Annotated in this window: 13 protein-coding genes; 4 read left to right on the top strand and 9 right to left on the bottom strand. The window is 60.7% G+C overall.

Features of this window, described 5'->3' with window-relative positions:
- The 3 genes from AC0V6X_RS12420 to AC0V6X_RS12410 are packed head-to-tail and all read right to left on the bottom strand — an operon-like array spanning position 1 to position 4585.
- The gene (locus AC0V6X_RS12420) at positions 1-1557 is read right to left on the bottom strand and encodes a bifunctional metallophosphatase/5'-nucleotidase (protein ID WP_486184860.1); all 1557 of its coding nucleotides are present in this window, start codon (positions 1555-1557) and stop codon (positions 1-3) included.
- Positions 1554-3959 (bottom strand): FtsK/SpoIIIE family DNA translocase, encoded by a 2406-nt coding sequence (locus AC0V6X_RS12415; RefSeq protein WP_486184859.1) that lies wholly within the window; start codon positions 3957-3959, stop codon positions 1554-1556. The genes AC0V6X_RS12420 and AC0V6X_RS12415 overlap by 4 nt, the downstream gene beginning before the upstream one ends.
- Positions 3960-4009: 50 nt before the next feature.
- Positions 4010-4585 (bottom strand): thiamine phosphate synthase, encoded by a 576-nt coding sequence (locus AC0V6X_RS12410; RefSeq protein ID WP_486184858.1) that lies wholly within the window; start codon positions 4583-4585, stop codon positions 4010-4012.
- Between AC0V6X_RS12410 and AC0V6X_RS12405 the strand changes: the two genes are divergently transcribed.
- Positions 4584-5246 carry a YggS family pyridoxal phosphate-dependent enzyme gene (locus AC0V6X_RS12405; protein ID WP_486184857.1) on the top strand — a complete coding sequence of 221 codons (663 nt, stop codon included), beginning with the start codon at positions 4584-4586 and terminating at the stop codon, positions 5244-5246. The two genes, AC0V6X_RS12410 and AC0V6X_RS12405, sit on opposite strands and share 2 nt — an antisense overlap.
- A 174-nt stretch (positions 5247-5420) precedes the next feature.
- On the opposite strand, the gene AC0V6X_RS12400 is transcribed toward AC0V6X_RS12405, so the two are convergent.
- The 3 genes from AC0V6X_RS12400 to AC0V6X_RS12390 form a co-directional block, all read right to left on the bottom strand.
- Entirely contained in the window at positions 5421-7721 is a 2301-nt protein-coding gene (locus tag AC0V6X_RS12400; RefSeq protein WP_486184856.1) for a TonB-dependent receptor, read from the bottom strand.
- 126 nt (positions 7722-7847) lie between these two features.
- Positions 7848-10622: a [protein-PII] uridylyltransferase gene (locus AC0V6X_RS12395; protein ID WP_486184855.1), complete on the bottom strand. Its 2775-nt coding sequence runs from the start codon at positions 10620-10622 to the stop codon at positions 7848-7850.
- A 33-nt stretch (positions 10623-10655) separates the two neighbouring features.
- The gene (locus AC0V6X_RS12390; RefSeq protein ID WP_486184854.1) at positions 10656-12374 is read right to left on the bottom strand and encodes a class I adenylate-forming enzyme family protein; all 1719 of its coding nucleotides are present in this window, start codon (positions 12372-12374) and stop codon (positions 10656-10658) included.
- A 207-nt stretch (positions 12375-12581) separates the two neighbouring features.
- On the opposite strand from AC0V6X_RS12390, the gene lgt reads away from it, so the two are divergent.
- Genes lgt through AC0V6X_RS12375 form a run of 3 tightly spaced genes read left to right on the top strand, consistent with a single transcriptional unit; the run spans position 12582 to position 16113 of the window.
- Positions 12582-13460 (top strand): prolipoprotein diacylglyceryl transferase, encoded by an 879-nt coding sequence (lgt, locus tag AC0V6X_RS12385; RefSeq protein ID WP_486184853.1) that lies wholly within the window; start codon positions 12582-12584, stop codon positions 13458-13460.
- Entirely contained in the window at positions 13361-15622 is a 2262-nt protein-coding gene (locus tag AC0V6X_RS12380; RefSeq protein WP_486184852.1) for a class I SAM-dependent methyltransferase, read from the top strand. Before lgt ends, AC0V6X_RS12380 begins: the two co-directional genes overlap by 100 nt.
- 59 nt (positions 15623-15681) lie before the next feature.
- Positions 15682-16113 carry a DUF2147 domain-containing protein gene (locus AC0V6X_RS12375; RefSeq protein WP_486184851.1) on the top strand — a complete coding sequence of 144 codons (432 nt, stop codon included), beginning with the start codon at positions 15682-15684 and terminating at the stop codon, positions 16111-16113.
- Here the strand turns inward: AC0V6X_RS12375 and AC0V6X_RS12370 are convergent.
- The 3 genes from AC0V6X_RS12370 to AC0V6X_RS12360 all read right to left on the bottom strand — a co-directional run bounded on the left by AC0V6X_RS12370 (position 16110) and on the right by AC0V6X_RS12360 (position 18928).
- Positions 16110-17648, bottom strand: a complete 1539-nt coding sequence (locus AC0V6X_RS12370) for an ABC transporter permease/substrate-binding protein (RefSeq protein ID WP_486184850.1) — start codon at positions 17646-17648, stop codon at positions 16110-16112. The genes AC0V6X_RS12375 and AC0V6X_RS12370 overlap by 4 nt on opposite strands.
- Positions 17645-18373 (bottom strand): ATP-binding cassette domain-containing protein, encoded by a 729-nt coding sequence (locus AC0V6X_RS12365; RefSeq protein WP_486184849.1) that lies wholly within the window; start codon positions 18371-18373, stop codon positions 17645-17647. The genes AC0V6X_RS12370 and AC0V6X_RS12365 overlap by 4 nt, the downstream gene beginning before the upstream one ends.
- Positions 18374-18469: 96 nt before the next feature.
- Complete coding sequence (locus AC0V6X_RS12360; protein ID WP_486184848.1) at positions 18470-18928, bottom strand: hypothetical protein; 459 nt, start codon at positions 18926-18928, stop codon at positions 18470-18472.
- Between the last annotated feature and the right edge of the window lie 61 nt (positions 18929-18989).

Raw genomic sequence — 18989 nt, 5'->3', positions numbered from 1 at the left:
CTATTCGACGGGAACTTGCCGACCTAACGCTGGTGCTGTGACCACTTCCTGCTCGCGGAAATAGGCGACAATCGCGTCGGAGACCTGTCCGTGGCTGGCGATGACACGCCCCTCGGGCATTGCGGTGTAAAGGTCGCCGCCCTCTGCCATGAAAGCCGCTGCTGCCACGCGAAGGCGATCTTCGGCCCGAACCTCTCGCCCCGCATGCCGGAGAGACACGATCCGCGCGCCCTCTGGCTGGTTGAGATCGTATCGGACCTTTAGGCCTGAGACTTCGAGCAAACCGCGCTCCAGTGTCAGCGACTGCTCAATCACAGCCCGCAATTGCGCACCGGTCAGCTCAACTTCGATGATGTCATCGACAAACGGATAGGCATCAAGCAGGTCGACAAGCCGAACCTCTCCGCCCGGAATATCCTTTCGCATAGAGCCACCATGCAGCAGTCCGATGGGCGTGCGCGCGCGCTCTGCCAGGATGTCGGCGAAGAGATTGCCGATGGTCGATTCCTCAATATAGCGGCGGAACATGATGCCGTCCGTACGGCCCACCACTTCGCGCAGTTCGGGGAAGCGCGCGCGGTATTGAGCAATGGTCGCCGCGGTTCCGGGATCAGGTTCAAGCGCGTCTGAGTCGACCGCGATCAGGCGACCATCATGCGCGAGCACCGCGTCGTTCTCAGCGTCGAGGGTCAGCTCCAGCACCCCCAAATGCGTCCCCTGACCATAGGTTTGCATAATGATTGCACCGGTCTGCGGGTGGACCACTGGGTCGGGCGTCCCCGCATCCGAGTGCCCGCCGAAAATCACGTCAATCTCCGGCACCGCTCCGGCAAGGGCGATGTCGGCGGCGACACCTCGATCAAGCCGTGGATCGCTTTCCGCATCGGTCTGCATCGGAGCGGTTTTGCCTTGATGGGTAAGGACCACGATCAGATCGACCTCACCCTCTAGCTCAGCAATCGAGCGACGGACCGCAATGGCAGGCTCGATCACGTCGAGCTCGTCAATGTAGGACGGGATGATCGCTGTCGCGGCGTCCTGCCCCATGATCCCGATCACACCGATGCGCACACCACCGCGTTCGATGATCGTGTGGGCCTGCGCGAATGGATGATCGGTCCCCTTCCAGAACAGGTTCGCGCCCAGCACTGGAAAGTTGGCGCGGTTCATCTCCCAGCGCAGCACATCCTCGCCAAACTCAAATTCGTGATTGCCGATGACCATGGCATCGTAATCCATGACATTCATCAGCTCGAAGGCGAGCTGCCCTTCGGTCAGCTTGGCGAGTGAACCGGTAAAGATGTCGCCTGCATCAAGCAGAAATGCATCGGGGGCCTCGGTGCGCATCTGCCGGATCAGCGTGGCCAGCTGAGGCAGACCGCCAATACGCTCCATATCGTCAAGCCAATAGGCCTCGATCGGGTCGTAGACACTCTCAATATCGTTGGTGAAGAGCAGCGTGACTTGCTGTGTCTCCGCCTCCTCAGCATGAGCAGTCAGAGGCGCGAACGCGAGTCCCAACGCGACCAGTGCGGAGGCGAATCCGCGCCCGATCAAAGCGGGTTGCCGTCCTGATCGCGGAAAATCTCACGCCGACCGACATGGTTGGCGGGACCGACGAGGCCTTCGCTCTCCATCCGCTCGATCCACTTGGCCGCCGTGTTGTAGCCGACACCCATTTGGCGCTGGAGCCACGACCCGCTCGCCTTCTGGTTTTCGATCACGATTTGGCAGGCCTGGCGATACTTGCGCTCTTCCGGACTGTCGGAGGCGGTCAGCTCGTCCTCGAAATTGAGGCCGCCGCCATCTTCGGGTTCCTCGGTGACGGCATCGACATATTCGGGCGAACCTTGCCCGCGCCAGAAGTCTGCCACGGCCTCAACTTCGTCATCGGAGACGAATGGCCCGTGGACACGCACGGTCGCGCCGGTGTTGGGCTTGTAGAGCATATCGCCCTTGCCTAGCAGCTGCTCAGCACCCTGCTCGCCCAGAATCGTGCGACTGTCGATGCGGCTTGTTACCTTGAAGCTGATGCGGGTCGGCAGGTTCGCTTTGATAACGCCCGTGATGACATCGACCGATGGACGCTGGGTCGCCATGATCAGGTGAATACCGGCGGCACGAGACTTTTGGCTCAGGCGCTGGATCAGAACTTCGATCTCTTTGCCCACCGTGACCATAAGGTCGGCGAGCTCATCCACGATCAGCACGATCTGCGGCAATGGTTCGTAATCAAGCTGCTCTTCTTCATAGAGCTGCTCGCCCGTATCGGGGTCAAAGCCTGTTTGCACTCGGCGGCCCAGCGGCTTGCCCTTGGCGATGGCGGAGCGGACTTTCTCGTTGAAGGAGTTGATGTTGCGCGAGTTGATCGAACTCATCATCCGGTATCGCTTCTCCATCTCCTCAACCGCCCATTTGAGCGCGCGCACGCTTTTGTGCGGCTCGGTCACCACGGGGGAGAGCAAGTGCGGGATGTCGTCATAGCTCTTCAGCTCGAGCACCTTGGGATCGATCAGGATCAGCCGGCATTCCTCCGGCGTGAACTGATAGAGCAGCGAGAGCAGAATACAGTTGAGGCCGACCGACTTACCCGAACCGGTGGTCCCGGCGACCAGCAAGTGCGGCATGGCAGCGAGGTCAGCGATGATCGGTTCGCCCGCGATGTCCTTGCCCAGAATAATCGGCAGATTGCCCTTCGCATCGGCAAAGTCGGCGCTGGCGGCGAGCTCTTTCAGCATCACCACCTGGCGGTCTGCGTTCGGCAGCTCGATGCCCATCACGGTCTTGCCGGGAATGGGCGAGACGCGCGCGCTGATCGCGGACATGTTGCGCGCTACGTCTTCGGCAAGGCCCACAACGCGGCTGGCTTTGATGCCGGGCGCAGGCTCCAGCTCGTACATTGTGACCACCGGGCCAGTGCGCACAGCGGTGATCTCACCCTTGACGTTAAAGTCGTCGAGCACGTTTTCGAGCAGCCGCGCATTGCGCTCCAAAGCCAGCTTGTCGAGCGCGGGGGCGTTGTTCTCAGGCGGATTGGCGAGCAGGTCGAGGCTGGGCAGCTGGAAGTCGGCGAACATGTCGCCCTGGTTCGCCTTCTTGCTCGCTGGATTGGCGCGCTTTGGCGGGGCGGATGGGTCGCTGATCTCAGGCGCGCGGCGCTCCGATGGCTCGATGACCGGAGCAGCTTTGGCCTTGCGCCGAGCCTTGGCAGCGGGCGGGGCATCGATGTCGTCCTCGTCAACGAAAGTGAGCGCAGGCTCCCGGCGTAGGAAGGAGGGCAGCAGCGCGCCCAGGCGTCCCGTGCCCGGCAAAGCACGGCCAAGGAAATTGGGCAGGCTCAAAAGCACGCGCCAGTCGATGGCAAAGATGCGCGTCAGGATCGCGGTCGCTCCGCCAAGACACAGCAACGCTCCCGCAAGTGTGATCCATCCTGCAGCGCCTTCGCCAAAGCGGCTGGCAACGGCTTCGATGGCAGAGGCACCGATCAGGCCCGAAACGCCGCCAAGATGCGCAGGCAAAGTGCTCGCCACCTGCTCCAGCCACAGCGCCATCGTCGTGCCCAGCAGCATCATCGCGATAAGCAGCAGGCCGGTGGGCAGCCACCAGCGCGTTGTCTCACCCTCTTCGCTATCCAGCTCAACCGCGCGCCACAATTTGCGCGCTGAGATATAGAGCAGCGGAAGCAGCAGGATCGCTGGCAGGCCAAAGGCAAACAGCACGCGATCCGCAACCCAAGCGCCGGGCGCACCCATCCAGTTGGCCACCGACGAGGGGTCCGCTGCAGTCGAGGGGCTTGGGTCGGTCTGGGTGTAGCTCGCCAGAGCTAGCGCCAGGAACACCATGCTCGCCAACAGCACGCCCGCACCGGTCATCTGCCCGACGCGCCGGATCGAGCGGCGCAGGCCGATGCGCCAGTCAGCTTGTGCAGGTTTGCGTGTGCTCATTGCGCGGGTCGCCATCCATGGCCTCCTTTAACCGGAACACACCATGAATCCTCGAGGGACTCGGGTCAAGGAAGTTGCGTCTGGCTGAGGCCATCAATCGCAGCCCAACGGGGCCAGCGCAGCCGGTGCGCGCCGTGGGCGTCCATTCCCCCAAGCGCGATCACGGGGATGCGCGAATGCTGGGCAAGATGCAGGAAGCGCATGGGGCCAAGCGACGGCGCTCCGGGATGGGATCGGGTTGGATAGACCGGGGACAGCAGCACGGCATCAGCTCCCAACCGGTTGGCTAGGCCGATCTCGCCCAAATCATGCGCGGTGGCGAGCTGAAGCATTCCGGCCCGGCGCGGATAGAGTGCGCGCGGGGCGCCATATATGCCATCTGCACCCCACTCGCTCGCGGTCAACGCGCTGTCGGCGAGGATTGCGATATGGTCGTGTGCCCGCGCAATCCGGTGGAGCTGCTGAAATCGCTCCCAACGCTCCGGTCCGTCCAGATGATAGTGGCGGTAGATAAATCCGCTCGCGCGCGGCAGGCGGAGCAAGGCGCGCTCCAGTCCCGCATCATTGCGTGCGTCCGAGATCAGCCAGAGATCGGGGAGGGGCGTTGAAATCCGCATCTGGGCGTTATAGCGCGCATGCATGGAAAGTGCAGCAACACGCCTCGCCGAAGTGGAAGCCAATATCGCCCGCATGTGCAAACCTGCGCGGCGCGAGCCTTCCGATGTGACCCTGATCGCGGTCAGCAAGACGCATCCAGCAGAGCGGATCACGCCGCTGCTTGAAGCCGGCCAGCGTGTCTTTGGCGAGAACCGGGTGCAGGAAGCGCAGGGCAAATGGCCCGAATTGCGCGAAACCTATCCCGATGCGCAGCTGCATCTCATCGGCCAGCTGCAATCGAACAAGGCGGAGGATGCGGTCACGCTATTCGACTGCATCCACTCGCTGGACCGGCCTAGCCTTTTGAAGGCCCTCGCTAAGGCGATGGACAAAGCGGGCCGCCGCGTTCCGTGCTTTGTGCAGGTCAATATCGGTGATGAGGATCAGAAGGGCGGATGCCCGATTAGCGAAGTGCCTGCTTTCCTCGCCAAGGTTCGCGAGGCCGACATTCCGCTCGCCGGTTTGATGTGCCTGCCGCCCGCCGGGACAGAGGCCGCGCCGTTTTTCGCGCTGCTCTATAAGCTGGCGGAAGATAACGGGGTGGAGGGCCTCTCCATGGGCATGAGCGGCGACTACGAGACCGCCGTCCAATTGGGCGCAACCCATGTTCGCGTGGGGACTGCTCTGTTCGGGCAGCGTTCCTGACCAAGCGCCCAGCCGCCCGCTCCCTCCACCCTTCCACCCGGATTATCACACCGGGTTACGATCCGGGTGGAAGGGTGGAGGGAGCGGGCGGCTGGGCCAACAGACACAACAAGCGCATAAGAAAAGGGCGCCTCTCTCGAAACGCCCTCTTCAATTCCTAGCTGAGCTCCAGTTTTAGAACTCGAATACGGCTTCCACGCCGACATTCCGACCGCGTTGCAGCGGCGAGAACGTACCGGCGGCCGGTGCGTCGGCAAACGGCACGTTCACACCCGATGAGAGCGGACCGCCGAACGGCAGTTGCGTGTCGCCACCGGCCTGCACTTCGTCAAACAGGTTGCGGCCATAGACCGAGAAGCTGAGACCATCGACCGGGGTGACCCAGGTGATGTTCGCTTCAAGGTTGCTTATGTCCTGAATGAAACCGAAGTTGTTATCGGTGTAAGCGAACTCATCGCGATACTGATAGTTCACGCGGGTGAGGATCTCGCTATCGCCGAGGAACAGTTCGTGGATGAAGCCCACGCCCCAGGTCACAGCCGGCACACGCGGCAGACGCAGGTCGAGGTCAGCCTGGTCGATCACGCCATCGCTGGAGATGTCGAACAGCACTTCGTCATAACTGTCGTCGATCAGGCCGATATTCGCGGTGACGATCAGGTTGTCGTCGAGGCGCACGCGGCCCTCGGCTTCGAAGCCTTTGATCGTGGCATCAGCGGTGTTGAGGATGTTCTGGACAACCCCTGCACCCGGATCGGCGAGGTTCACTTCGCGCTGCATGTCCTGGATCTTGGTCACGTAGGCGGCGACGTTGATCGTGAAGGTTCCGTCTTCGGTCTGGAACTTGCCGCCGATTTCGAAGTTGTCGACCTGCTCTTCGTCGAAGAAGAAGTTGCCGGTGGTGGCAACAGCGGTTTCAAACACCGGCACGTCCGTCACGCGGAAGTTGTAGCCGCCTGAACGGAAGCCACGGGTCCAGTGACCGTAGATCTGGCTGTCTGCGAATTCGTACTGGAGGCCAAGCTTCGGCGACAGGTTGCGGAAACGCACACTGTCAGTGAAGCCATTGCCCTCAGTCGGGATGAACGGGTTGGTGCCAGTGGTTGGGCAGGTCTGCGCGACAACCGAGCATGCTGGACGCGGACGCACATAGGTGATCTCTGCGTCCTTGGTCTCTTGGCTCCAGCGGATGCCAGCAATGACGGAGAGCGCGTCGGTGACATAGAACTGACCATTGGCGAACACGCCGAGCACGTCGTGGTCCTGACGGCCACCGCCGAAGAATTGCGGCGCATTGATGATGCGGCGCGATTCGTCATAGGCGAGGGTCTGGTCGAAGTAGAAACCGCCAACCGTCAGGTCAAAGCTGTCGGTCGAAACCGCATAACGCAACTCGTTCGAAATCTGGTCCTGTTCGGTGATCGTGTCCGAGTTGAAGATCGGCGCAGTGGTCGAATCGATGTCCGCATCGGTGGCCGCGCTGTAATCGCGATAGCCGAAGATGTTCGTCAGCGTGCCCGGGCCAATGTCCCACTCAGCGGTGAGCGAAGTGGTCAGGATCTCGGTGTCGTAGAAGCCGGGATTGTCGATCGCGAAGTCAAAGCTCTCACGGTCGAAGATGCCGCGGTTCTGGCCGTTCGGGCCGTCGCCTTCGGAATCGAAGTAGTCGACTTTACCGGTCAGCGTGAGGTCCCCCAGACGCGCTTCGAGCGCGCCGCGCAGGATGTAGGTTTCGGCTTGGCCGAAGTTGGAACCATCGAACTGGTTCACGAAGTAACCGCGGTCATTGTTGTAATAGCCGCCGACTTTGAACAGCAGCACGTCTTCAACGATCGGGCCGGAAACCACACCAGAAGCGGTGTAGTTTTCACCGCCGCGACCGCCATCAACCGGACCATCGACTGCCGCGCGGAATTTGCCGGTAAAATCGTTGGTCGGGCTGGTCGTGTTGATCAGCACCGCACCGCCGGTCACGTTGCGACCAAAGAGGACGCCTTGCGGACCGCGCAGGATCTCAACACTTTCAAGGTCGAAGATGTCGAACACCACACCGCCATTGATGCCGAGATAGACGCCATCGACGAATACGCCGACGGTCGGGTCAATCGACGGGATCGACGAGTTAATGCCAAGACCACGGATCGAGAAGTTCGCCGTGCCGCGGCTGGTGCCGATCTGGTCGAGCGATACGTTAGGCGCCTGGAATTGCAGACCTTGAACATCGCGCACCTTGAAGGCGTCGAGCGTGTCGGCGTTGAAAGCGGTGACGGCCAGCGGCACATCCTGCACGTTTTCGGGGTCTTGGGTCTTGGTGCCAGTCACGACGATGTTGCCGATCGCGTCGAGCGAGCTGGTGCGCTCCTCGGTATCGTCTGTGTCGACATCATTGGTTTGGGCAGCGGCTGCGAAAGGGGTCGCAGCAGCCGAGCAGAGCAACAGCGCGGCCAAGCCGCGAGCGCGGGTGCGGTTGATCATAGGAAATCTCTCTCAGAAATGTTTTCTAGTTAGGGGTGCTGGTGCAAATACTATTGAGTCACGCAAATGCAACCTATTGCGGTAAGACCGCTTGGACGCTGCGTAAAAAGTGTTGCAAATTGGTATCTAGGCCGCTTCGTGCTCGCGCTGACGTTTGTCACTGGCGGCTTCAAGCAGAGTGGTCTCAATCTCTGCCAACCGTTCAGGGGTGACGATCTTCGAACCTGTCAGGTCGGTCACGTAAAAAGTGTCCGCAACGCTTTCACCATAGGCGGTGATATGGGCGGAGTGGACGATCAGGTTCGCTCTGTACAAGGCATGGGCAAGCCGGTTGAGCAAGGCAGGACGATCGCGCGCCGTCACCTCGATCACAGTAAAATGGTTGGAGGCGAGATTGTCGAAATTGACCTGCGGGGCCACAGCAAAGGCCTTCGACCGAGAATGCGGCAGCGGACGCGCCGCGAGTTTCCCCACTAGCTCAACCTCGCCCAAAAGTGCGTCCTGGATGCCCTTCTTCAAGCGCGCGATCTGGGTCTCTTCGCGGAAAGGTTCGGCGCGCAGGTCCTGAACCAGGAAATTGTCGATCGCATAGCCGTTCAAGGCGGTGTGGATGCGCGCATCAATGATGTTCGCGCCGGCGAGATGGATGCCGCCCGCAATGCGGTAGAACAGACCGGGGTGGTCGGCAGCGATAACGCTCACCAATGTGGCCCCGCGTTCCTCATCCACCTCGCAATGGATCGAGAGCTGTTCGTCCTTTTTGCGTGCCTCTTCATATTGGACGAGGTTCTTGGCGATGATGTCTTCGGGTTCGGCGATCCAATAGGCATCGGCGAGATATTCGCCCACTTCCTCGACCAGATAGGCTTTCGCACCGAGCAGTTTGGCGGAATCTTCCTTGCGCGCCGCTACCCGCTCTGCCCGCCCGTGGCGCATATGGCCAAGCCGCAGACGCTCTTGCGAGGCGTCATAAAGCTCGCCCAGCAATTGCCCTTTCCAGCTGTTCCACGTCCCTGGCCCCACGGCGCGAATATCAACGCAGGTCAGGATCGCAAGATTGCGCAGCCGGTCGAGCGTCTTCACCTCGGTGACGAAATCCTCGATAGTCTTGGGATCGGTGAGGTCGCGCTTTTGTGCGGTCGAGCTCATCAGCAGGTGCTGGAGGACGAGCCATTGGACAAGCTCAGTCTCTTTCTGATCAAGGCCGAACCGTGGGCATAGCCGCTTGGCAACGCCAGCCCCCAAGACCGAGTGATCGCCGCCGCGCCCTTTGGCGATGTCGTGCAGCAAGACCGCAACGAACAATGCGCGCCGCGAGCTGACTTTATGGATCTGCTTGGTCGCGCGCGGATGGTCCTCGACCAGCAGGCCGCGCTCAATCTCGCTAAGCAGGCCGATGGCGCGGATCGTGTGCTCATCGACGGTGTAGTGGTGATACATGTCGAACTGCATCTGCGCATTGACCTTGCCGAAATCGGGCACGAAGCGGCCAAAGACGCCTGCCTCGTTCATCCAGCGCAGTGCGGTTTCCGGGTCCTTTCGCCCGCCAAGCAGGTCCAGGAACAGAGCGTTGGCGCGTGCATCCTTGCGCACGGCCTTGTCGATCAGCTTGCTGTCGCGATCGGCCTGCCGCATCGTTTCAGGGTGGACTTCCAAACCCTGTTCTTCAGCAATTTGGAAGATTTCGACGAGGCGCACCGGGTCTTCTTCGAACCAATTGTCAGTGGGCGCACGGATGCGACCTGCTTCGACGACATAGCCTTTGTGATTGTGCGGCTTGCTCTTCCAGCCTGCGAAAAAGCCGGTGCGCACGCTCTTCTTTGACTGCTCCTCCTCAAGGTGGCTGAGGAAAACGCCGGTCAGGCTGCCAACGCGTTTCGCTTGCATGAAGTAATATTGCATGAAGCGTTCGACTGCGCTTTTGCCGGGTCGGTCGGCGAAGTTCATCCGCTCCGCAACCTGCCTCTGGAGGTCGAAAGTCAATCGGTCCTCGGCCCGGTCGGTTAGGATGTGCATGTGACAGCGACACGCCAGCAAAAAACCCTCTGCGCGGCGGAAACTGCGATATTCGACCTTTGTGAACAGGCCGACATTGACCAGTTCTGCGGCGCTTTCGACGCGGTGCATGAACTTGCCGATCCAGTAGAGCGTCTGGAGGTCGCGCAATCCGCCTTTGCCGTCCTTGACGTTCGGCTCCACCACATAGCGGCTGTCGCCCATCCGTTTGTGCCGCGCATTGCGCTCGTCCAGTTTCTGCGTAAGGAACTGGCGTTCATTACCGCGCGCCACATCGCCCCAAAAACGCTGGCGCAGCTCTTCATAGACGTCCTGGTCACCCCAGACGAAGCGACTTTCCAAGAGAGCCGTTCGGATCGTCAGATCCTCTTTCGCCATCTTCATCGTCTCGCCAACCGAGCGGCTTGAGTGACCCACTTTGAGGCCCAAGTCCCACAGCAGGTACAGCATCGCCTCAATCACCTGCTCGCACCAAGGCGATCGTTTCATCGGCGTGATGAAGGCGATATCGACGTCGGAATGGGGCGCCATTTCGGCCCGGCCATACCCGCCAACCGCAAGGATCGCGAGCCGTTCTGCCGTCGTCCGATTGCGCGGCGGGAAGACATGCGTGATGACATAATCGTGGATCGTGCGGATCAGCTGATCGGTGAGGAACGCATAGCCAAGCGTAATCTCATGGCCCGCAGAAGGCTTTTCGGTGAGCCGCTTTTGCAGTTCCTTGCGCCCGCTCTCCAAGGCAGACTGGAGCGCTTTCAGGATCGCAGGGCGCGCTTTCTCTCCTTGCGCTTCGGCCAGCTCAGTGACTTCACCGGACAGCGCACGCCGGTCGATAATGGCGCGTTGGCGAGGGACGCGGCGACTGGGTAAGCTCCAGTCAGTCATAATGTCCCTCGCCTTCTATAAGTGTCAGCGCGCTCAGGCTGCGGCCATCTGCTTGGTGTAGGCCTCGCGCAGGCTCTTCTTGTCGATTTTCTGAGTGCCCAGACGCGGAAGCGCCTCGTCCACGACCCAGATATGCTCGACCAGCGGAACCTTGAACGGCGCGATGCGCGATAACAGGAACTCACGCAGAGCGCCTGGTTCCATAGCATCGCGGCCATCCTTTACGCGGAAGACGCAGGCCGGAACCTCGCCCATGCGTTCATCCGGCAGGCCGAAGACGGAGCATTCGGCAATGTCGCTGTGCGCATAGATGGCGTCTTCAACCTCGATGCAGGTGATGTTCTCACCGCCGCGGATGATGATGTCCTTCTTGCGGTCGACGATGTAGAGATAGCCGTCTTCGTCGAGATAACCCAGATCGCCTGTGCGGAAGAACTGGTCGTCGGTGAAGGCTTTCTTCGTCGCTTCCTCGTTGTTCCAATAGCCGCGGAAATTGGCGAGCGAACGGATGCAAACCTCTGCCACCTGGCCCTGAGGGAGAGGATTGCCGTCATCGTCGAGAATGCCGATTTCGACCATTGGCTGCGACGCCTTGCCGGTCGAACCCGGCTTGGCGAGATAGTTCTCGTTGAAGTTGCCGCAGCCGACCGCGTTTGTTTCGGTGAGGCCGTATCCTAGCAGCGGAAAGCCTTTGGGGAACGCCTCTTTAATGCGCGTGACATGCTCAACCGGGCGCGGCGCGCCGCCAGCGGCGAAGCTTTTGCAGGCCGAAAGGTCATATTGATCGCGGTTGGGATGCATGGCGATTTCGTAGCTCATCAAGGGAACGCCAACGAAATAGGTCACCTTCTCCGCATCCATCAGGCGCAGCGCCTCTTCTGCGTCCCACTTGGGCATCAGCACCAGCTTGCGCGCAATCGCGTAGCTTTGCAGGAACAGCGGCACTTCGCCGGTGACATGGAACAGCGGTACGGCGACCAGAGCGCAAGGCTGCGCGCTCATATCTTCGCCTTGCTTTTCGAGCAGGACCTTGGCCATCGCGCTTTGGGCGACATAGCTCATGATCCCCGCGACAACGCCGCGATGATCGGAGTAGGCGCCCTTTGACTGGCCGGTTGAGCCCGAGGTGTAGAGGATCGTGGCGAGATCATCGGCGCCGAGGCCACCGAGCATCTGCATCGCTACAGACGAGGCCTGATCAGCAGGCGCCTTCCAGACATTGGCGAGGCCCTGTGGCGGAGCGGTGTGCTCCATCATGACGAGCGTGGCGCTATGGTCAGTGCCCTCAAGACGCCCGGCGCGACCCGCATCGGCAAGCACCAATTTGCACTCAGCAAGGCGGATGCCATAGGCGAGCTCGTCACCCGACCAGAAGCCGTTCAAGAGCGTTACACAGCCACCCGCCATGGCGATGCCCATATAGGCGATCATCCAGTTGGCCGAGTTGCGCGCGGCAATCCCAACACGGTCGCCCTTCTCTACGCCATGCTCGGTCGCGAGGCTCTCTGCAACGCACATGGCAGCGGCATAGGTCTCACCAAACGTCAGGCGAATATCGCCGTCGACGATGAAGGGCACATCCTTATGCTCGTTGCAGAAATGCGCGAAGTAATGCGCGAGTGTCGGGGGAGCCACTGTGAAGGCGGGCATATCAGTGCCGTCGCGATTGAATGGCGTCGTGTGAAACGGCTGACCTTCCTTAGTCAGCTCAACCATGATCGCGTCGAGCGCATTGTCCAGCTGTGTGGGCATGCGGTTTTCTCTCCTTTGTTCGCCTCGTGCTAGGCGAGTTAATCGGTTTGCGCATTTGCGCAAGTCTAACGGGCAGATCCTCCCTTGCCTGGCATCTATCCGCGACTTCCCCCGAAGTCTGCCCTGTGACACAATCCTCTCTTAAGGTGTTGCGTCCCAAGCAATGCAGGGCCTATCTGGCGCTGCGCTTACTAAGAGGTTCCTCCCGTGCTGTCACTACTTGCCGCAATAAGCGGTGCTGCTGATCCAATCTATTGGTCCGATTACAATATTGGAGAGTCGCTGTTCTCGATCGGCTGGTTTGAGCTGCGCTACTACAGTCTGGCCTATTTGCTAGGTGTGATCTTTGCCTATTGGCACACATCCAAGGCCCTGAAGACACCGGGTGCTCCGATGGCGCAGCGGCATGCGGATGATCTGTTTTTCTATTGCACCTTGGGGGTCATCCTTGGTGGGCGGCTCGGCTATTCGATCTTCTATCAGCCTGATTTGTGGGACAATCCGCTCAACGTGTTCAAGCTGTGGGAAGGCGGGATGAGCTTTCATGGCGGGCTGGTTGGCGTGGTGCTGGCGATCGTTTTCGTGACCTATCGCAACAAACTGAATTTCCTGCGCATTTGCGACTATGTCGCGGTCAGCGTGCCGATGGGAATGCTGCTGGGCCGGCTTGCAAACTACAATAATGGTGAGCTTTGGGGCCGAGTTACCGATGCCAGCGAAGTTCCCTGGGCGATGATCTTCGACCGTGCCAACGATGGTTTGACGCGCCATCCCAGTCAGCTCTATCAGGCAGGGCTGGAAGGATTGCTGCTGCTGGTTGTGCTCCTGTTCCTGTTCTGGAAGACCAATGCGCGTTATCGCCCCGGCCTACTGGTCGGCGTGTTCACGCTCGGCATGGGAGCTGCGCGCTTCTTTAACGAATTTTTTCGGGAACCTGATGAACAATTGGCTGCCTTTGCCGTTCAAACCGGGCTATCGATGGGTCAATGGCTGACAATACCGCTGATACTGATTGGATTGATTGTCACGATCTACGCCGTGACGAGGAAGCCCGTGGGCAGCACGGGCCAGACGGCGACAGCCTAGGGCAAGTCACTCTCCAAACGCAGCGCTGTACGGTGTTGCGCCTGATCGAACCGGACGGGTCTGAGACCGAGATTCCGGTCGAAGCGCTCGTGCCTGCGGTGGATCTGGAAGCGCAAAAGGCCGCCGCCGAGGAAGCCGCCAAGAAGGCCGCCGAAGAAGCCGCCAAAGAAGCATCACGCCTGAAGGCCGAGCAGGAGGCTGAGGAAAAGGCGAAGGCGGAGGCGGAAGAGAAAGCTCGCCTCGAAGCCGAGGCTAAGGCGGAAGCGGAGGCCGAGGAGAAAGCTCGCAAGGAAGCGGAGGCCAAAGCCAAGGCAGAAGCGGAAGCGAAAGCCAAAGCGGAGGCTGAGGAAAAGGCTCGCATAGAGGCCGAAGAGAAGGCCAAGCGGGAAGCCGAAGCCAAGGAAAAAGCCCGTCTCGAAGCGGAAGCCAAAGCCGCCGCCGAAGAAGAAGAGCGCAAGAAGGCCGAAGCCCGCGCCAAGGCCGCCGCCGAAGCCGAAGCCCGCGCAAAGGCAGAAGCGGAGGAAATGGAGCGGATTGAGCGCGAGCTTCAGGAGAAGGCACGCCTCGAACTCGAGAAGAAGGCCGCGGCAAAGGCTGCAGCGGTGGCCAAGAAGGAAGCCGAGGCCGCTAAGCAAGCTGAAGCCAAGGCAAAGGCGAAAGCGAAGGCGGAAGCGGAGAAGAAGGCCAAAGAAGCAGCTGAGGCCAAGGCAAAGGCCGAAGCGGAAGAGCAAGCCAAACGCGAAGCTGAAGAGAAGGCCAAAGCGGAGGCGGAACAGCAGGTACGCGCAGAAGCGGAAGCAAAGGCGAAGCGCGAAGCTGAGGCTAAAGCTAAGAAGGAGGCCGAAGAAAAGGCCAAAGCCGAAGCGGCCGCCAAGGCCAAGAAAGAGGCCGAAGCCAAGGCCAAAAAGGAGGCCGAGGAGAAGGCCAAGGCTGACGCAAAAGCGAAGAAGGACGCTGAAGCCAAAGCCAAGAAGGAAGCCGAAGCTGCCAAGAAGGCTGAGGCCAAAAAGAAAGCCGAGGCCAAGAAAGCAGCAGACAAAAAGGCCAAGGAAGAGGCCGCCGCTGCAAAGGCTGATGCCAAAGCGGAGGAAGACGCCCGAAAAGAGGCTGAAGCCAAAGCTCGCGACCTGGGCAAGACTTTCCGCCGCCTGATCCGCGAAACCGGCCCGATCAGCCTCGCCCATTATATGGCCGAGAGCAATGCGCGCTATTACACCAGCCGTGATCCGCTGGGCGAGGATGCGGACTTCATCACCGCGCCCGAAGTCAGCCAGATGTTTGGAGAATTGATCGGCCTTTGGCTCGCCGATCTCTGGGTGCGGATGGGCTCACGCAAGCGCATCCACTATGTTGAGCTGGGACCGGGCAAGGGCACGCTGGCCTCTGACGCATTGCGCACTGCGGCGCGGTATGAGTTCGATCCGCAGATCCACTTTGTTGAGACCTCCCCAGCGCTGCGCAAAGTGCAGTTAGAGGCCTTCCCCAACGCGCAGCATCATGACGATCTCTCGACCCTGCCAGATGACGCGCCTCTGCTGATTGTCGCAAACGAGTTTTTTGACGCCCTGCCGGTCCACCAGCTGATCCGTTCGGCCAATGGCTGGCATGAGAGGATGGTTGGGTTGGAAGGCGATGACTTTGCTTTTGTCGCGGGCGATAAACCGATGGACTCGATTGTCCCCAAAAGCTGGAAGAGCGCGACGCAGGGCACTATGATCGAAACCAGCCCCGCCGCCGCTGCGGTAATGGGTGAGATCGCAGGCCGCCTGAAAGAACAGGGCGGTGCGGCGCTGATCATCGATTATGGCTCTCTCGAATTGCGCGCAGGCTCCACACTGCAAGCGATCCGTGCCCATGAGAAAGTCGACGTCTTCGACTATCCTGGACAAGCCGATCTGACCGCCCACGTCGATTTCGAGATGCTCTCTCACGTTGCCGAAGCGAATGGCGCGGAGGTGATGGGCCTGCAAATGCAAGGCGACTGGTTGCACAATATGGGGATCGAGGTTCGCCATGAAGCCCTGCTGCGCAAGAACCCCAATCAGGCTGAAAAGCTCAAACGTCAGTATGACCGCTTGGTCGACGATTCCCAGATGGGTTTGCTGTTCAAAGTGCTCGGCATTTGCGGGCGGCGTTGGCCGATTGGGGTCGGGTTTGATTAAGGTGTAACTTTGGCCCGCGCCTTCACGTAAAACCCTGCATAGGAACTGAGGAGCTCTCCATGATTGCACGCATCTTTGCCGGTTTTGCCACACTGATTGCGGCTTTCATGGTGAGCTTCACGCCTGCCGCTGCAGCTGATTCGATCAACGGGCGCTGGATCACTGAGGATCGCGATGCGGTTGTCCTGATCCGGGGGTGCGGCAACGTGACTTGTGGCACGATCCATCGTTTTCTTATCACGCCGCCCGACGGCGCAGATCAGCGCGATATCAACAATCCCGATGCCGCAAAACGCTCACGCCGCCTGCTCGGCCTGCCGATCCTCACCAATTTCCGCGAAGATGACGATGTCTGGCGTGGGCGGATCTATGACCCGAACAACGGAAAAAGCTATCGCTCCGTCATTCGCCGCACCGGTCCCAACACGATTGAGGTGAGTGGCTGCATCGGTCCGTTCTGTCAGACGCAGACCTGGAGGAGGGAGGGTTAGAGCCCTACCCGCTCTGCCAGAGCTTGGGCAGCCTCGCGCGGGCTGAGTTTGTCGTCCCCCTGCCGGTCGACCGAGTAATTCGCCTCGCGCATGGCTTCGACATTGATCGCCCCAATCAGCGGTTCAAGCGCCGCTACAATCCCTTCGTCCTGAGCGATCCGGGGGCTCAGCATCAGCATTGCATCATAGCTTGGTAGAGCCTCGCGCGGATCATCGAGCAGCAACAGGCCCCCGGCGGCAATCCGCCCGTCTGACGTATAGGCGCTGATCACATCAGCCTCGCCTGAACTCAGAGCATTATACATGAAGGTCGGCGCGAAATTGCGGGTCTCACCAAAGCGCATTCCGTAATTATCCCGGACTGAAATCCACTCGGGCCGCTCGAAAAATTCAGGGTCACCGCCAACCGCCAATTGCGGCGCGACCAGAGCCAAGTCGTCGAGCGACGTAATGCCCAGCTCGGCAGCGCGGCTCTCCAGCATGGCGAAGGCGTAGGCGTTTTCAAAACCCAGCCGGCCCAGCACCCGTATGCCGGTGTACTCGGCCTCCCACGCGACGATCTCTTCATACATCGCCTCGCGACCGGCGGTGTCGGTGCGCTTCATTTCGTTGGTCCAGATCGTGCCGGTGTAATCGACTGAGATGTCGACATTGGAAGACGCCACGGCGGAATGGACCACAGCAGAGCCTAGACCGTCTCGATATTCGACGCGGTATCCTGCCTCTTCAAGCTGCGCGCCGATCAATTGCGCGAGGATGTATTGCTCCGAAAACTGCTTGGAGGCGATGACGATCGTGTCCTCGTCCGCGTCGCTCGATTGCGCGGCGAAGGCTGCCATCAAGCCCAGCGCGACCGCTGCCAGCCCAGCGCCCGCTTGCCAGCGGCGGCGGTTGGCAATGCCGCTTTCGATCTGCCCGAGCAGCGCATCGGCAAGCAGCGCAAGCCCCGCGCTCGCAATGCATCCGGCAAGGACCAGCGCCCAGTTCTGCGTCTGAAGACCAGCGAAGATGGGATCGCCAAGGCTCGGTTGACCAATGGTTGTCGCAAGAGTCGCTGCGCCGATAGTCCACACGCTTGCCGTGCGAATACCGGCCATGATGAACGGCGCGGCGAGCGGCGCCTCTACCAGTCGCAGCTTTTGCCATCCGGTCATGCCGACACCGTCCGCTGCCTCCAGAACTTGCGGGTCGAGATTGGCCTGCGCGGTCACCGCATTGCGCAGGATCGGCAGCAGGGCATAGAGCGCGAGTGCCAGCAGAGCGGGCAGGAAGCCGAGAGTGGGCAAGTCTTCTCCAAACACGGCGCGCAAGGACAGCAGGATCGGGAAGAACAGCGCCAACAAAGCCAGCGCCGGAATGGTCTGCACCAGGCTCGCAAAGCCCAGAGCAACACGCGCCACCGTCGGCGAGCGCGCCGCCCATACGGCGAGCGGCAAGGCTGTAACGATTCCCAGACCGATGGCGGAGGCGGAGAGCAAGATGTGGGCGGCCAGCTTGTCGCCCAGCCCGAACAGGATCTCGACAATCTCGCTCATGGCACCCCGCCCTCTGGACCGTCCTCCATCCGGGCGAGCCGCTCCGCCTGATCACGCGGAACGGCAACCAGACCTTGTGCGACCTCACCCCCATCGCCTGCCAGCAGCGCGCGCGGTGTCTCATCAGCGACCAGCGCGCCTTGGCTCATTACCAGCACGCGGTCAGCCAACAGCAGCGCCTCTGCCATGTCGTGCGTGACCATGATCGTGGTGAGACCGAGCTCTTCGTGCAGGGCGCGGACCCGCTCTCCCAAAGCATCGCGGGTGATTGGGTCGAGCGCGCCGAAGGGTTCGTCCATGATGAGCAGCTCTGGGTCTCCCGCCAGAGCCCGGGCGACTCCGACACGTTGCCGCTGGCCACCGGAAAGTTCGTCAGGCATCCGGCTGGCCATGTCGAGGTCGAGTTCGACAAGGGTAAGCAATTCGCCAATGCGCGCCTCGGTCAAACGCTCCCCTGACAGGCGCGGGACCATGGCGATGTTCTCGCCCACGGTGAAATGCGGGAACAGGCCGATGCCTTGAAAGACATATCCGACCCGGCGGCGCAATTGGGCCGGGGGAAGCGTTGTGACATCCTCGCCAGCGAACAGGACCCGCCCGCCGCTCGGGCTCACAAGCGTGTTGACCATCTTGAGCAAAGTCGACTTGCCCGATCCCGAAGACCCCACCAGCGCGACGAAACTGCCCGCCGCGATATTGCAGGTCACGCCGCTGACAGCCGTCACCTCGCCATAGCGCCGCTCGGCTGCATCAAAACGCAGGATCGCGCCGTCTGGATTGGTTGATTGGTCGATCGGTGTGTCCCCCCGTGCGTGAGCGGCTTAGCTCTCAGCGCCCTCGTCGCTCTCTTCTGCGGGGGGAGCGATGTAGGTGACTTGCTTGATCTCGATGGATTTGCCGTCGCCATTGGTCGCGATGGCAGTCCCGTCTTCTTCCATCGGCCCGATGTTCCAGCAATCGCCAATACCTTTATCCGGCACGAAGCAAACGAAGCCAGGTGCGCGGTTCTGCCATCTTCCTTCTGCTAAGAAAGCGCCATTGCGAAAGTCGCGATATCTTGCATTGCTATCGAAGTAAGTGGTTTGCACCGCTCCATCGCTTCCCACTGACAGCCAAGCCGTTTCGCGTACGCCAATTACGCTCTGGCCAATGGAGTCTGCTGCGGCGCTTTCGCCCGCTTCAGCCTCGGTTTCGCCTCCGCCGTCACCACTGGATTCCTCTGCACAGGCGGCGAGCAATAGGAGCGGGGACAGCGATACGAGGAGGGTGGGCTTTGTCATAGGTTTGCGAACCTAGAAGCGAATTCCCCATCCGCCAAGCGTTGGCGTCTTTCGCAGCAAT

It is taken from the genome of Erythrobacter sp. S267 (assembly GCF_057365045.1).
This window is presented reverse-complemented; position numbering and strand designations above follow the sequence as displayed.

Coding starts and splice junctions, on each gene's coding strand:
- AC0V6X_RS12415 (WP_486184859.1), bottom strand. CDS start 3,959: ATGGCGACCCGCGCAATGAGCACACGCAAACCTGCACAAGCTGACTGG.
- AC0V6X_RS12370 (WP_486184850.1), bottom strand. CDS start 17,648: ATGAGCGAGATTGTCGAGATCCTGTTCGGGCTGGGCGACAAGCTGGCC.
- AC0V6X_RS12395 (WP_486184855.1), bottom strand. CDS start 10,622: ATGACTGACTGGAGCTTACCCAGTCGCCGCGTCCCTCGCCAACGCGCC.
- AC0V6X_RS12400 (WP_486184856.1), bottom strand. CDS start 7,721: ATGATCAACCGCACCCGCGCTCGCGGCTTGGCCGCGCTGTTGCTCTGC.
- AC0V6X_RS12360 (WP_486184848.1), bottom strand. CDS start 18,928: ATGACAAAGCCCACCCTCCTCGTATCGCTGTCCCCGCTCCTATTGCTC.
- AC0V6X_RS12405 (WP_486184857.1), top strand. CDS start 4,584: ATGGAAAGTGCAGCAACACGCCTCGCCGAAGTGGAAGCCAATATCGCC.
- AC0V6X_RS12390 (WP_486184854.1), bottom strand. CDS start 12,374: ATGCCCACACAGCTGGACAATGCGCTCGACGCGATCATGGTTGAGCTG.
- AC0V6X_RS12410 (WP_486184858.1), bottom strand. CDS start 4,585: ATGCATGCGCGCTATAACGCCCAGATGCGGATTTCAACGCCCCTCCCC.
- AC0V6X_RS12375 (WP_486184851.1), top strand. CDS start 15,682: ATGATTGCACGCATCTTTGCCGGTTTTGCCACACTGATTGCGGCTTTC.
- AC0V6X_RS12380 (WP_486184852.1), top strand. CDS start 13,361: ATGGCTGACAATACCGCTGATACTGATTGGATTGATTGTCACGATCTA.